12 protein-coding genes are annotated in these 12,642 nt (G+C 69.5%); 5 read left to right on the top strand and 7 right to left on the bottom strand.

Annotated elements, in window-relative coordinates; translation table 11 throughout:
* The first annotated feature begins 95 nt into the window (after positions 1 to 95).
* The 4 genes from rpmB to rpsR are packed head-to-tail and all read left to right on the top strand — an operon-like array spanning position 96 to position 1,148.
* Positions 96 to 332, top strand: coding sequence for a 50S ribosomal protein L28 (gene rpmB, locus IBX18_RS00220; RefSeq protein WP_194831813.1), 237 nt, complete (start codon positions 96 to 98; stop codon positions 330 to 332).
* A gap of 13 nt (positions 333 to 345) precedes the next feature.
* Positions 346 to 516 carry a 50S ribosomal protein L33 gene (gene rpmG / locus IBX18_RS00225; RefSeq protein WP_011211511.1) on the top strand — a complete coding sequence of 57 codons (171 nt, stop codon included), beginning with the start codon at positions 346 to 348 and terminating at the stop codon, positions 514 to 516.
* A 39-nt stretch (positions 517 to 555) separates the two neighbouring features.
* A complete protein-coding gene (gene rpsN / locus IBX18_RS00230; protein ID WP_194831814.1) occupies positions 556 to 861 on the top strand; it encodes a 30S ribosomal protein S14 in 306 nt (101 codons plus the stop codon).
* A 32-nt stretch (positions 862 to 893) separates the two neighbouring features.
* Positions 894 to 1,148, top strand: coding sequence for a 30S ribosomal protein S18 (gene rpsR, locus IBX18_RS00235; RefSeq protein ID WP_040738992.1), 255 nt, complete (start codon positions 894 to 896; stop codon positions 1,146 to 1,148).
* A 70-nt stretch (positions 1,149 to 1,218) separates the two neighbouring features.
* On the opposite strand, the gene IBX18_RS00240 is transcribed toward rpsR, so the two are convergent.
* On the bottom strand, positions 1,219 to 1,788 hold the full coding sequence (locus IBX18_RS00240; protein WP_194831815.1) for a LysM peptidoglycan-binding domain-containing protein: 570 nt from the start codon (positions 1,786 to 1,788) through the stop codon (positions 1,219 to 1,221).
* A gap of 209 nt (positions 1,789 to 1,997) precedes the next feature.
* Between IBX18_RS00240 and IBX18_RS00245 the strand changes: the two genes are divergently transcribed.
* On the top strand, positions 1,998 to 2,459 hold the full coding sequence (locus IBX18_RS00245) for a hypothetical protein (RefSeq protein WP_228540233.1): 462 nt from the start codon (positions 1,998 to 2,000) through the stop codon (positions 2,457 to 2,459).
* A 12-nt stretch (positions 2,460 to 2,471) separates the two neighbouring features.
* Here IBX18_RS00245 and IBX18_RS00250 read toward each other — a convergent pair whose 3' ends face one another.
* The 6 genes from IBX18_RS00250 to IBX18_RS00275 form a co-directional block, all read right to left on the bottom strand.
* Positions 2,472 to 4,037 carry a beta-N-acetylhexosaminidase gene (locus IBX18_RS00250; protein WP_194831816.1) on the bottom strand — a complete coding sequence of 522 codons (1,566 nt, stop codon included), beginning with the start codon at positions 4,035 to 4,037 and terminating at the stop codon, positions 2,472 to 2,474.
* 271 nt (positions 4,038 to 4,308) lie between these two features.
* Entirely contained in the window at positions 4,309 to 5,886 is a 1,578-nt protein-coding gene (gene purH, locus IBX18_RS00255; protein WP_194831817.1) for a bifunctional phosphoribosylaminoimidazolecarboxamide formyltransferase/IMP cyclohydrolase, read from the bottom strand.
* Entirely contained in the window at positions 5,883 to 6,581 is a 699-nt protein-coding gene (gene purN, locus IBX18_RS00260) for a phosphoribosylglycinamide formyltransferase (RefSeq protein ID WP_228540331.1), read from the bottom strand. Before purN ends, purH begins: the two co-directional genes overlap by 4 nt.
* Before the next feature lie 59 nt (positions 6,582 to 6,640).
* Positions 6,641 to 8,149 (bottom strand): DUF6350 family protein, encoded by a 1,509-nt coding sequence (locus tag IBX18_RS00265; RefSeq protein WP_194831818.1) that lies wholly within the window; start codon positions 8,147 to 8,149, stop codon positions 6,641 to 6,643.
* 154 nt (positions 8,150 to 8,303) lie between these two features.
* Positions 8,304 to 9,377 carry a DUF5336 domain-containing protein gene (locus tag IBX18_RS00270; RefSeq protein ID WP_194831819.1) on the bottom strand — a complete coding sequence of 358 codons (1,074 nt, stop codon included), beginning with the start codon at positions 9,375 to 9,377 and terminating at the stop codon, positions 8,304 to 8,306.
* Positions 9,378 to 9,551: 174 nt separating this feature from the next.
* Positions 9,552 to 12,548, bottom strand: coding sequence for a BTAD domain-containing putative transcriptional regulator (locus IBX18_RS00275; protein ID WP_194831820.1), 2,997 nt, complete (start codon positions 12,546 to 12,548; stop codon positions 9,552 to 9,554).
* Between the last annotated feature and the right edge of the window lie 94 nt (positions 12,549 to 12,642).

Here is a 12,642-nt window from a genome sequence, read left to right on the forward strand (position 1 = left end):
CCCTTTCGATAACGATTTTCATTTGCGTCAGGGCAACGGTACATTGTCGATCAATCGTTGTCGAAAATGATTGTCATCTACCGGAGGGAGCCCGTATGTCGGCCCACTGCCAGGTCACCGGGCGTAAGCCCGGGTTCGGCAAGTCCGTCTCGCACTCACACAGGCGGACCAACCGCCGCTGGAACCCCAACATCCAGCGCAAGACCTACTTCCTGCCCAGCGAGGGCAGGCGCATCACGCTGACCGTCTCGGCCAAGGGCATCAAGACGATCGACCGGGACGGGATCGAGGCCGTGGTGGCCCGGATCCGCGCCCGCGGCGACAAGATCTGACGAGGAGAAACCGATGGCGTCCAAATCGACCGAGCTCAGGCCGATCGTCAAACTGAAGTCCACCGCGGGCACCGGCTACACGTATGTGACCAGGAAGAACCGCCGCAACGATCCGGACAGGATGGTGCTGCGCAAATACGACCCCGTCGTACGCAAGCACGTCGATTTCCGCGAGGAGCGGTGAACACAATGCCGCACAACGTCTTTCCGGAGGAGCGCTGACATGGCGAAGAAGTCGAAGATAGCCCGCAACGAGCAGCGAGCCGCCGTCGTCGCGCGCTACGCCGAGCGCCGGGCCGAGCTGAAGGAGCTCATCCGCAAGCCGGCCACGTCCGACGCCGACCGGGCCGACGCCCTCGCTGAGCTGCAACGACAGCCGCGGGACGCCAGTCCGGTACGATTGCGCAATCGGGACGCCGCTGACGGACGACCGCGCGGTCACCTCCGGAAGTTCGGATTGTCCCGTGTGCGTGTGCGCGAGATGGCCCACCGGGGCGAGTTGCCCGGTGTGCGCAAATCGAGCTGGTAGACAACCACCGTTCTCGTACGAAGGATCCCTATATGGCAGTCAAGCGAGCACCGTCGAAGAAGGTTCGCGCCGAACAGGCCCGCCGTCCGAAGAAGAACCCGCTCATTGCCGCAGGCATCGAGAAGGTCGACTACAAGGACGTCAACCTGCTGCGGACGTTCATCTCCGATCGCGGCAAGATTCGCAGCCGCCGGGTCACCGGGCTCACCCCACAGCAGCAGCGGCAGGTCGCCGTCGCGGTGAAGAACGCCCGCGAAATGGCGTTGCTGCCCTTCACCAGCCGGTAGTCACGCCGCCGCACGAAAAAGTGGGACCCCGATCGCTCGGGGTCCCACTTTTGTCTTGCGCCGCAACGAGTTACGGGATGGTCAGCACCTGGCCCGGGTTGATCGCGTCCGGGTTGTCGATGCCGCTGGCGTTCGCGATCTCCTGGTAGCGGTTGCCGTCACCGTAGAAGCGCTCGGCGATCGCCCACAGGGTGTCACCCGGCTCGACCGTGTAGGTCTGCGCGGCGGGGGCCGCGGGCGGCGGCGGAACCTCTTCGGCGGCAGGGGCCTCGGCGACCGGCTCCGGCTCCGGGGCCTGCAGCGGGTTGTCGGTCTTGGTGTCGGAGGCCCACAGCGCGCTGCCGTCCTTGCCGTACAGCACCAGGTTGCGGTCGGCCTGCACGACCAGCCGGTCCGCGTCCTTGCCATTGGTCTCGGTGGACCAGGCCGAACCCTCGCCCTTGTACAGCACGAAGTTGCCGTCGTCCTGCAGGGTCGCGCGCTCAACACCCTGGTTGTGAGTCAGGGTGGACCACACCACATTTCCGCCCGGCTCGACGAGCACCAGGTTGCCGTCGTCCTGCAACGTAAGGGTGTAAGCACCACCCTGCAGGGACTGCCCCAGTCCGAGTTCTTCGCCTACGCGCAGTGTGTCGCCCACGGTACTTCCTTTCGAAGATTCTGAAGAGCATCCGACAATCGATGCGCGCCGCAAACACAGGCGGGCATCTAGGCCGAAGATACTGCTCTGACGCGGGTTACGTAGGGATTACGCGCACGGTTCGCCGAAAGTTCACTGTGGGGTGTGTCCTATTGCCGTGTCATGTTCTGTGTGAGATGGCGGCGGCCGCGCCCACTAGTGTTGTCGGCATGACTCGGATGTCGGGCGGGCGCGCCGCCGCAGCTGTTGCCGTTGTGCTCGGGTGCCTCGCCGCGGCGGGGTGCGGAGGTGCGGATGACGCTGCGCCACAACCGAAAACCGGTACGACGACGAGTGCCGCGCCGAGCACCCCCACCCAGGACACCGGCGGCAACAGCGGCCGCCCGTTCACCGCCGACCCGACCATCGTGAACGCGCGCCCGATTGCGTTCGACTCCTGGACGCGGCTGGCAGACGACCGGATCGCGGTCAACTTCCAGACCGGCACGCCCGAATGCTACGGCGTGGACGCCACTGTGCGCGAGACTGATTCGACGGTCACCGTCGAGCTGCGCTCCGGCACCCGCGCCGACGCGGTCGGCCGGATGTGCACCATGAACGCGGTGTTCGGCACGCTCGAGCTTCCGCTGAAGGCACCTTTGGGCAACCGGCAAGTCCTGAGCGCGGTGTAGGCGGCGAGCACGCTACGACGCGGGTTCGCCCACCGCATCGGCCAGGGCCGCGAATTCGGGATAGCTGATCGCTTGCGGTGGACCCCAGGTCTGCTGTGCCGTCACCCGCAGCGGCATCGCGATGGAGGCGGCGATCTCGTCCGGTGTCTGCACCGTCGGGTCGTCGCACCAGACGAACAGACCCGAGCCGAGGTTGCGGGTGTTCTGGGCCGGCGTCAGGCGGGTGCCGTCCACGAACAGGGTGGGATCCCATAACTGGTAGGCGATGGGCGGTGGCACGTTGCCCACCGCCGTCGGCCCGCCGGTCACGTAGTAGGTCGGCGTGAACGCGGTATTCCTGATCTCGTGGCCCGCGGCGATGAGATCGGCTGGACTGCGCGCGTTTCCGAAGTACGGCAGGGGCAGCTGCGGGACGCCCGCCCGGCTCCAGTAGTCGACGACGATGTCGGCGCCGATGGCGAGGGTGCCCGCGCCGGCGTGCAATCCGTCGTTCCACACGCGCGGCCGCTTGCCGTGCGCGCGGACGATATCCGCGCCCCAGTTGATCAGGCCGAGGAAGGCGTCCACCGGCTGCGCCTGCGGACCGTAGGTGGCGCGCGCGTACGCGCCGATCTGCGGGTATTCGTCGAAGCTCGCGACCCGGGCACCGTCGAGCAGGAACTCGTCCGCGCCCAGATGCCAGTAGCGGCCGGGGAACAGCGGCAGGAACTCCTCGAGGATGTCGCGCATCAGGTCATAGGCGCGCGGATTCGCGATGTCGATGGCCGCGTCGGAGACCCGCCCGTTCGCGCTGCGGAGTTTCAGGTCGGGGTGCGCGGCCAAGATGCCGTTCATGTGGCCGGGGAAGTCGACCTCCGGCACGATCTCGACCTGATATCGCGCCGCGTACTCGATCAGGTCGCGGATGTCTTGCTTCGAGTAGTGCTGCGCGGCAGTGATTTCCGGATGCCGTTCGCTTTCCAGGCGGAAGCCGTAGGTGTCCGAGAGGTGCAGGTGCAGCAGGTTCAGCTTGAGGTAGCCCATGCGGCGGATCTGCGCGCGCAGCAGGTCGATCGGCATGAACTCGCGGCCGACGTCCAGCATCAGGCTGCGTTCGCGGTACTGCGGCCAATCCGTCACGGTGCCACCGGGCAGCTCGTTGCGCTGCCGCAGCAGTTGCAGGGTCGAGGTGGTGGCGTAGAACGCGCCGGCGAGGTCGGCACCGCGCAGGTCGAGGGTTTCGCCGATCGAAATGCGGTAGGCCTCAGGGGTTTCCGGTGCGCCCGGTACCGGTCCGATGCTCAGCACGATGTCACCGGCGCTGCCGGTTGAACCTGCCTGCGCGACAACAGTATTGCCCGTGAACGATTGCAACCCGGCGGCGAAATCTGTTGCGGTGTCGCGCAAACCATCGTGCGTGTAGACCACCCGCGTTTGCGCGCCGAGGGAGAACGCTCCCCTGCCGGGCTCCCACGCTTTCAGCGTAGGCAGCGTCTGCGGCGCTCCCGGCTGCGCCCCGGCCGAATGCTGTCCACTGAGTGACATCGCTACCGCAGCGACCATCGCGACCACTCCGGCAGCCACCGCACGAATCGACATGCGGTCACTGTACGAAACCCAGCGCCGACAGCACGCCCATCCGCGATTCGCCACCGCCAGCCGCCTCGTCGACAACCGCGCCGCCGACCAGCCGACCGGCGCCCGGCCGCACCGCTGCCATGCAGGCGCACACCTTTTGATTTCCCGCATACGGATTCGCATGCCATTCCGTATGCGGGAAATCAAAAGGTGTGCGGGAGTCGGATTGCAGGCCCCCCAAACGCCGAACGCCACATCGGCGAACCGACGTGGCGTTCGAGGCTGGGCGGGGTCAGTGCGCGAAGTGGCGAGACCCAGTCAGGTACAGCGTCACTCCGGCTTCCCGAGCCAGGTCGATGGTTTCCTGATCACGGACCGAGCCGCCGGGCTGCACGATCGCGCGGACACCCGCCTGAACGAGCTGCTGCGGGCCGTCCGGGAACGGGAAGAACGCGTCGGAGGCCGCGACCGAACCCTTGGCGCGGTCACCGGCGCGCTGCACGGCGAGCTGCACCGCGTCCACCCGGTTGACCTGACCCATGCCGACGCCGACCGAGGCACCGTCGTGCGCGAGCAGGATCGCGTTGGACTTCACGGCACGGCAAGCGCGCCAGGCGAATTCGAGATCGGCGAGGGTTTCGACATCGGCTGCCTCGCCCGCGGCCAGCGTCCAGTTGGCCGGGTCGTCGCCCGCGGCGTCGAGGATGTCGCGCTGCTGCAACAGTGCGCCGCCGCTGATCGGGCGCAGCTCGGCGCCGGCGCGCCGCGGCGGCTCGGCGATCAGGATGCGCACATTCTTCTTGCGCTGCAACACTTCTACCGCGCCGTCGGCGTAGGCCGGGGCCACGATCACCTCGGTGAAGATCTCCGCGACCTGCTCGGCCATCTCCACGGTGACCGTGCGGTTGGCCGCGATCACGCCGCCGAACGCGCTCACCGGATCGCAGGCGTGCGCCTTGCGGTGCGCCTCGGCGATGTCGGCGCCGATCGCGATGCCACAGGGGTTGGCGTGCTTGATGATCGCCACCGTCGGCGCGGTGTGGTCATAGGCGGCCCGCCAGGCCGCGTCGGCATCGGTGTAGTTGTTGTACGACATCTCCTTGCCGTGCAACTGCTGGGCCTGCGCGAGGCCGAGACCACCGTCGTTGTTGGTGTACAGCGCCGCCGCCTGGTGCGGGTTCTCGCCGTAGCGCAGCACCGCGGCGCGCTCCCAGGTGCCACCGAGCCAGGCCGGGAACAGCTCGTCGGCCGCCTGCTCACGCTCGGTCACCCTGGGCACCAGCGTGTTCGTCAGCCAGCTCGCGACCGCGACGTCATAGCTCGCGGTGTGCTGAAAAGCCTTGGCCGCCAACGTGGTCCGCTCCGCCAGCGTGAAGCCGCCGGACTTCACCGCGCCGAGCACCTCGTCGTAGTCACCGCTGTCGACGACCACCGCCACCGAGGGGTGGTTCTTCGCCGCGGCGCGCACCATCGACGGGCCGCCGATGTCGATCTGCTCGACGCACTCGTCCGGGCTCGCGCCGGTGGCCACGGTCTCGGTGAACGGGTACAGGTTCACCACCACCAGCTGGAACGCCTCGACGCCCAGCTCCACCAGCTGTTCGACGTGCTCCGGCTTGCGGGTGTCGGCGAGAATGCCGGCGTGCACCCTGGGGTGCAGCGTCTTCACCCGGCCGTCCAGGGTCTCCGGGAAACCGGTGAGATCCTCGACCTTGGTCACCGGGATGCCCGCGTCGGCGATCTTGCCCGCGGTCGAGCCGGTGGACACCAGCTCGATGCCCGCGGCGTGCAGGCCGGTCGCCAGCTCGATGAGGCCGGTCTTGTCGTAGACGCTCACCAGCGCCCTTTTGATCGCCTTGCGCTCACTCACCGGAGAACTCGCTCATTCGGGATAACTGCCTTTCGTCCGTCGGAAACAATGCCCCGCGTCGCGACGGCGGCGACGACCTGCGCCAGCAACCGCCTCTCGACAACCTTGATGCGCTCGTGCAAGCTCGCCTCGTCGTCCTCGGGCAGCACCGGCACCGCCTCCTGCGCGAGGATCGGCCCGGTGTCGACGCCCGCGTCCACCAGGTGCACGGTCGAGCCGGTGACCCGCACCCCGTAGGCGAGCGCGTCACGCACCCCGTGCGCGCCGGGGAAAGCGGGCAGCAGCGCGGGGTGGGTGTTGATGATCCGGCCGCCGAACCGGCCGAGGAAGGTCGGGCCGAGGATCTTCATGAACCCGGCGGAGACCACCAGGTCGGGTGTGTAGCTCGCGACCGCGTCGGTCAGCGCGACATCCCAGGCGGCGCGATCGGGAAAGTCCTTCAGCGCCACCTTGAAGTGCGGCACACCCGCGGCGTCGGCGTGCTCGGTGGCCGCGCACCCGCGGTCGACGCCGACCGCGACGATCTTCGCCGGAAAGTCCGCGGCGGCGGCCGCATCGAGCAGCGCGCGCAACAGCGAACCGGTGCCCGAGGCGAGCACGACCACGGTCGCCGGGGCCGCGGCGGGTGTCCACGCGGCGAGCGGCGACGGGCTGGGGTCGGCAGCCGGCGAGGCCGGCGCGGTGGGTGAGCTCAGGGCTCTACTCCTGCGAGTCGATCCGGATGGCGGACGGAAGAGCTCCGCCGCGATAGAGCCTAACGACCCTCGACCCGGCCACTTTCCGGCAGGTCCGCCTCGACCACCTCGGCATCGACGATGTCCGGTGTGGTATTCGCACCGGGCGCACGCACGGTGTCGATCGCGGTTTGCTCATCGACGAGTTCGCCGTCCAACTCGACTTCCAGGTCCGCGCCGTCGTAGTCGGCGTAGCCGTCCTCGAAGTAGTCGCGGTGGTCGGTGTACTCGTCGTCGGTGTAGTAGTCGTCCGCGTAATTGTCGTCGGCGTAGTAGTCGTCGTCTTCGTCGTACGGGTCGGCGTAGCCGTCGGGGGCGGTACCGACCGGGACGAGGAACCAGCGCGCGAACGCCAGCCCGACGTAGCCGGGAATGGCCAGCCACGCGAAGGTGACCACGGCGAAGATGGGCAGATCGAGTCCGATCCGGCCGAAGGTGCCGAGGTCACCGCCCGCAACGACGCCGAGCAGCAGCAAGCCGACGGTGGCCAGCGCCGCCGAGCACAGGGTCGCCCAGGGCGCGTCGATCCGGTCGGTGGAGCTCCGGGCGAGGTCGAGCCCGCCGAGCACGCCGACCGCCGCCGGGATCAGCAACAGCACCGGCCACCAGCCAGCGGCCGGTCCGGTCGGCACCGCCGCCATCAGCGGCACGGCCGGAATCGGGCCGCCGACAACGGAAAACACGCCGAACGAGGCGGCACCGATCTGCGCGCTGGAGCCGACGAGCACGCCGACCGCCTGCACCACCAGGTTCGGCAGGTAGGCCAGCGAGAGCAGGGTCAGGCCGAGCACCCCGGCGAAATTGCCCGCCCCTTGATAGGTGTCCCCGACTCGCGGAATGTGCACCAGGAACGAGAGAACGACCAGCGCCGCGGCGCAGCCGAGCAGCCGCAGCATGGCCCGGCCCGCGCCGTACACACCGGAGATCGCCCACTCGGGCAGGCGAAGCAGGACGAACAGCTCACGCCGGTTCCTGGTCGCGATACCGCCCACCGCGGCGATCAGATACAACCCGAATACCCAGGCGAACGCGGCGAGAGTGTTCGGCGGTTGCAGCGCGACGACACCGGACGCGTCCTCGGCGACCGCGAGACAGATGGCCGTGATCAGCAGTGGACCGCCCAGTGCCGCGCCGACTATCCAGCCGAGATCGGCCCGCGTGCAGTCGGGTTCGACGGCGCGGGCGCATTCCCGCCCGGCCAGCCACAGCACCAGCGCGGTCGGCAACAGCGGCAGCAGGCCGAGCGAGGTCTTGCCGATCACCAGCGGAACCTGGTGCACGCCAAGCCATCCCGCGGCGATCGCCCCCGAGGTACCGGCGAGGTTGCTGCCCGAGGTCAGCAGCGTGGCGAGCACGAGCACGATGATGGTGGCGAGCGCATAGGTCGTCGGACGCCCGGCGACCAGGACGAGCACCCTGGCGCGCTCGGGGGTCAGCGACAGAAACCCGGCCTCGTCGGGCTCGGGCGGCTCGGGCACCTGGCGCGAGCCACCGGTCCGGCGGACGAGGGAGTTTCTGGACGAATTCACGAGGCCGCCTCGGGACCGCTCGGCTGCATCGTGCGCTCAGGCGCGCTGCATCCCTGATTCACTCGCTGACGCTCACTCATGACAATTCAGCGTGGCAGCTCCCCCGGCACGAGCGGGTCAGGCGCGCCGGATGGCCCGCGCCGGGGAGCTACTGCTACTTGTTGTCGTCGGACGGGCGGAAGGCCTGGGTGGCGTCGGCGGACGGGTCGCCGCTCTGCTCGCCGCCGAACGGCTGGCCCGGCTGCTGCTGGGCGCTCTGCTGGCCCGGCTGCGCGTAGTTCGACGAACCGTACGGCGACTGCTGGGCAGGCTGCTGCGCGGAGCCGAAGTGCTGGGTGGCGTTCTCGTCCGGGCGCGGCTGCTGCGCCGGGCTCGGCGCACCGTACGGCGAACCCTGCTGCGGCCCACCGAAAGCCGTGGTCGGCGGCTGCTGGCCGTACCCGGGCTGACCGTAGGCCTGGCCCTGCTGACCGTAGGTGGGCTGACTCGGCTGGCTCTGGCCGTACGGCGAAGCCTGCTGCCCCGCACCGTAACCGGGCTGCTGGCCGTAGGGCGACTGCTGCTGGCCGTAGGGCTGCCCCGGCTGACCCGGCTGGCCCTGGCCGTAGCCGGGCTGGTTCTGCCCGAACGCGGAGAACGAGGACTGTTGCTGCTGGCCGTAGCCGCCCTGGTTGAAGCCCGGCTGGCTGGCCGGCCGAGGTGCGGGCGCCTTGACGATGCCCGACTCGAACAGCACCGCGCCGACCGCGAGCGCGGCCTGCACGAAGGCGAGCACGAGCAGAGCGAACGCGCCCCACTTCAGCTCGATGCCGTCGGAGAGGGTGAACGAGTGCAGCGCCAGCGCGAGGAAGCCCGCGACGGACGCCGCCGCGGCCGCACCGGTCCAGCTCTGCTTGGGCAGCACCGACAGCGCGGCGAGCAGGCCGCCGAGCAGCAGCAGGCCGAGCAGGGCCGCGCCACCCGCCTCGAACAGGCTCGCGGTCTCACTGTTCGCCACCCGGGCGCCGCCGAAATCGACCGCCTTGGTGCCGACATAGGGCAGGAAACCGAGCAGGAAGTTCAGCACGCCGAGCGCTGCGACACCGACCACCAGGAAGAACGGCAGCCCCTTGGCCTCGGCACCGGACGCAGTCTCGGCGGAAGTGGCGCCGGTCGCCGTCGAACCGGAGCTGGGTGGGGTGGAGGGCGCGGGTGTGTTGTACCCGGAGCCCCCGGACGGGTATGACATGTCGTCGTCTCCTAGGTCGAGTCATACGTGGTCTTCAACTGCTGGATCTGCACCTGACGCTACTGCACTCGCCCGTCCGGGTCACCCTCAACAGACGTGGCGGACGACCTGATCAGCCCGGTTCGGCCAGGTCGCGGGCCGTTTGCCAACCGCTAGCAGCGCCCTCAGCCCCGCTCAGCAGGGGTTCCGCCACGTCTCACCGGTACAGCCGGTGTGGAACAGCCGGTCCGTGTAGCGCTGCCAGCCGAAGCCCGCCGCGGCGCACTCGGCACGGACGTCGGCGAGCAACGACCGTGCGGCCGCGTCGTCGCCTTCGGCGAACAGCAGCGCGACCGAGACGGCGCGGGCGGCCAGCAGCGGCACGCCGCCGGGCGCGGCCGCGAAGACCTCGTCGAGCAGCGTTCTCGCCGCGCCGGTTTCGCCCTTGGCCAGCAGCACGTCGGCCAGGTCGACGCGGGCCAGGCCGGTCGCGTCCGCCTCGTGGGCGAGGGCGGCGCGGCAGTACGACTCCGCCGCGTCGAGGTTGCCCGCGGTGAGCGCGGCGGCGGCGCGGGTCAGATCGTTCAGCGGCAGGATCTGCCGGTCGTCCAAACGGCGGGCGTAGCGGTCGGATTCCCCGGCGGTGGCCAGTGCCTCGTCCAGTCGGCCGAGCCCGAGCAGCGCCTTGGCCCGGTTGCTCAGGCCGCGGGAGAGTCCGTGCTCGTCCTGGTGCGCCGCGTCGACCGCACTGGATCGGGTGTAGGCGGCGAGCGCCTCGGCGGGCTGTCCCGAATACAACAGTGCCGTGCCGAGCGCGTCGGCGAACGAGGCGCCCTGGGTGTCGCGGACGGCAAGCCGCTCCCCTTCGCGCAGCCGGGCGACGGCCTCCGGCAGCCTGCACCGTTCGATATCGACGATGCCCTGGTAATAGCGGACGGTCTGGGCGAGTTCGGCATCGTAGAGTGGCGCGGCCAGCTCGCCCGCCTTGGCCAGCTGTACCGCCGCGGCCTCCAGGTCGCCGGTCATCAGCGTATGAAAACCGTAGTGGCTCAAGGCCTGTGCCAGCTCGTGCGGGGTGACCTCGGCCGACTCGGTGAGCGCGGCGTAGTGGCGCTGCGCCTCGTGGAACCAGGCCCTGGTGAGCCAGGGCACATGCATCTCCACCGCGAGCCGCAAACCATCTGTGGCCCTTGGCGTTACGGGCGCGCGCTCCAGTGCGGCCAGGATGTTCGGCCACTCCGCGAACACCGCGGCGACCGACTCGGCGGCGGCGAACCCGTCGGGTGCACCGATCGCGCGCACCAGGTTCAGGCACCAGCGCAGGTGTCCGGCGCGCAACTGCTCGACCTCGTGCGCCTCCGCCAACCGGGCCAGCGCGTAGTCGCGGACGGTCTCCAACAGCAGGAAACGTCGTGCCGCACCGTCTGTCTGGACCGTGACGAGGTTTCGATTCACCAGGTCCACCATGGCCGGTGCGATATCGCCTTGCTCGAGGTCGCCGGCCGGCACCACCGCCTCGGCGGCCTCCAGGGTGCAGCCGCCGGCGAAGACGCCGAGCCTGCGCAATACCTTCTGTTCCCGGTCGGCGAGCAGCTCATAGCTCCAGTCCAGCGCCACCCGCAGGCTGGTGTGCCGACCGCCTGCAACACCCCGCACGCCGCCGACCAGCAGCCGGACCCGATCGTCGATCCGTTGGGCCAGTTGGGAAATCGTCAGCGTCCTGGTGAGACCGGCGGCCAGCTCGATGCCCAGCGGCAGCCAGTCCACCGCCGCACAGATGGCTACCAGACTGTCCCGCTCCGCCGCCGTCACCAGTCCGTGCAGTCCGGCTCGCTCGATGAAGAGCGCCACGGCGACACTGCGATCCAGCGGGCCCAACGGATATACCGACTCACCGGGTACTGCCAACGACCGCTGCGAGGTCACCAGAATGCTGAAACCTGCTGCTGCCATGACCAATTCGGTCACTGATTCGAGAACATGCTCCGCATTGTCGAGAACCAGTAGCGCGCCGACCCCGGCGAGTGCGTCGATGATCCCGGGCAACGGGGCATTCGGGTCGATCGACCCGTCGGCGGCCAGCTCGCCTGCCGCCAATGCCGCTGCCACCGCGGGCAACACATCGTCAGCGCGGTCGAGCGGTGCCAGCTCGACCAGGACGACCGGTCGGCCGGACCGATCGACCGAGCGCGTGAGTTCGGCGGCGAGGCGCGACTTTCCGCTGCCCGCGTCACCGACCACCGTCGTCAGGCCGGGTTGCGCGAGACGCGTTGTGAGCGTGGCGAATTCACGACCACGGCCGACGAAGCTCGTCATCGGCGCCGCCAGCACCGGCGCGGGGCTATGCCTCGGCCGCGGTTCCGTCGCGGACTCGCTTGCGCCGGCAGCCGTACCGCCCGGTGCGGAAGTCACCTGATCGACCGAGGACAACTCACCACTCGACACGACCGCCGAAGCACGCAACGCCGGATCATGTTCCAGGATACGGAGTTCCAGCGCATCCGTGTCCGGCGAAGGGTCGATACCCAGCTCCTCGGACAACGCCCGCCGCAGCCGTGTCAGCCGGTCCAGCGCGTCGGCCTGGCGTCCCGTCCGGTACAACGCCAGCCCCAACAGACACGACAACGGCTCGTGCAGCGGATGCCGGGCGACCAGACCGGTCAGCTCGGTCACCACCTCGCCTGCCGCACCGAGTTCCAGGTTCGCCTCCAACGCCGCGACGGTCAGCGAAAGCCGCCAATCATCGAGCCGCTCCCCTTCGGCGGCCGCGAACGGCACCGTGCGCAGATCGGCCAGCGCGGGCCCCCGCCACAATCCGAGCGCCGCCTCGGCCGCCGCCGCGACGGCACCGTAGTCGCCGGCGCGCCGCGCGGTATGCAGCCGCTGCGCCGCCGCCTCGGCCGCGAGCAGATCCGTCGCGGCGACCGTCACCTGATACCCCGCGGGCGTTCGCCCGATGACCTCCGCCAACGGCCCGAGCGCGGCGCGCAATCGCGAAACAACTACCCGCAGTCGCTGAACCGGCCGCTCGACCTCCGCGCCCCACAGATCCTCGGCCAGTCGCCCATCCGGCACCGGGACGCGGTTCGCCAACGCCAACCGCACCAGCACCGCCCGCTCCAGCGGTCGATCGACGGTCACCGCGACACCGTCGGCCCACACCTGCACTGGACCCAACACCAGCACATCCACGCCGACAAGCATGCACCGTCCGGTATGCCCGTGTCTCCCGCGTACTCCGCGCATGACGAAGGCCGCCCTCCGATTCGGAGAGGCGGCCTCGGTC

It is taken from the genome of Nocardia sp. XZ_19_369, assembly GCF_015355715.1.
Lineage (GTDB): Bacteria > Actinomycetota > Actinomycetes > Mycobacteriales > Mycobacteriaceae > Nocardia.

Excerpts from the sequence above, each read along its gene's own strand:
- rpmG (WP_011211511.1), top strand. The coding sequence starts at position 346 with ATGGCGTCCAAATCGACCGAGCTCAGGCCGATCGTCAAACTGAAGTCC.
- rpmB (WP_194831813.1), top strand. The coding sequence starts at position 96 with ATGTCGGCCCACTGCCAGGTCACCGGGCGTAAGCCCGGGTTCGGCAAG.
- IBX18_RS00250 (WP_194831816.1), bottom strand. The coding sequence starts at position 4,037 with ATGTCGATTCGTGCGGTGGCTGCCGGAGTGGTCGCGATGGTCGCTGCG.
- IBX18_RS00270 (WP_194831819.1), bottom strand. The coding sequence starts at position 9,377 with ATGTCATACCCGTCCGGGGGCTCCGGGTACAACACACCCGCGCCCTCC.
- IBX18_RS00245 (WP_228540233.1), top strand. The coding sequence starts at position 1,998 with ATGACTCGGATGTCGGGCGGGCGCGCCGCCGCAGCTGTTGCCGTTGTG.
- rpsN (WP_194831814.1), top strand. The coding sequence starts at position 556 with ATGGCGAAGAAGTCGAAGATAGCCCGCAACGAGCAGCGAGCCGCCGTC.
- rpsR (WP_040738992.1), top strand. The coding sequence starts at position 894 with ATGGCAGTCAAGCGAGCACCGTCGAAGAAGGTTCGCGCCGAACAGGCC.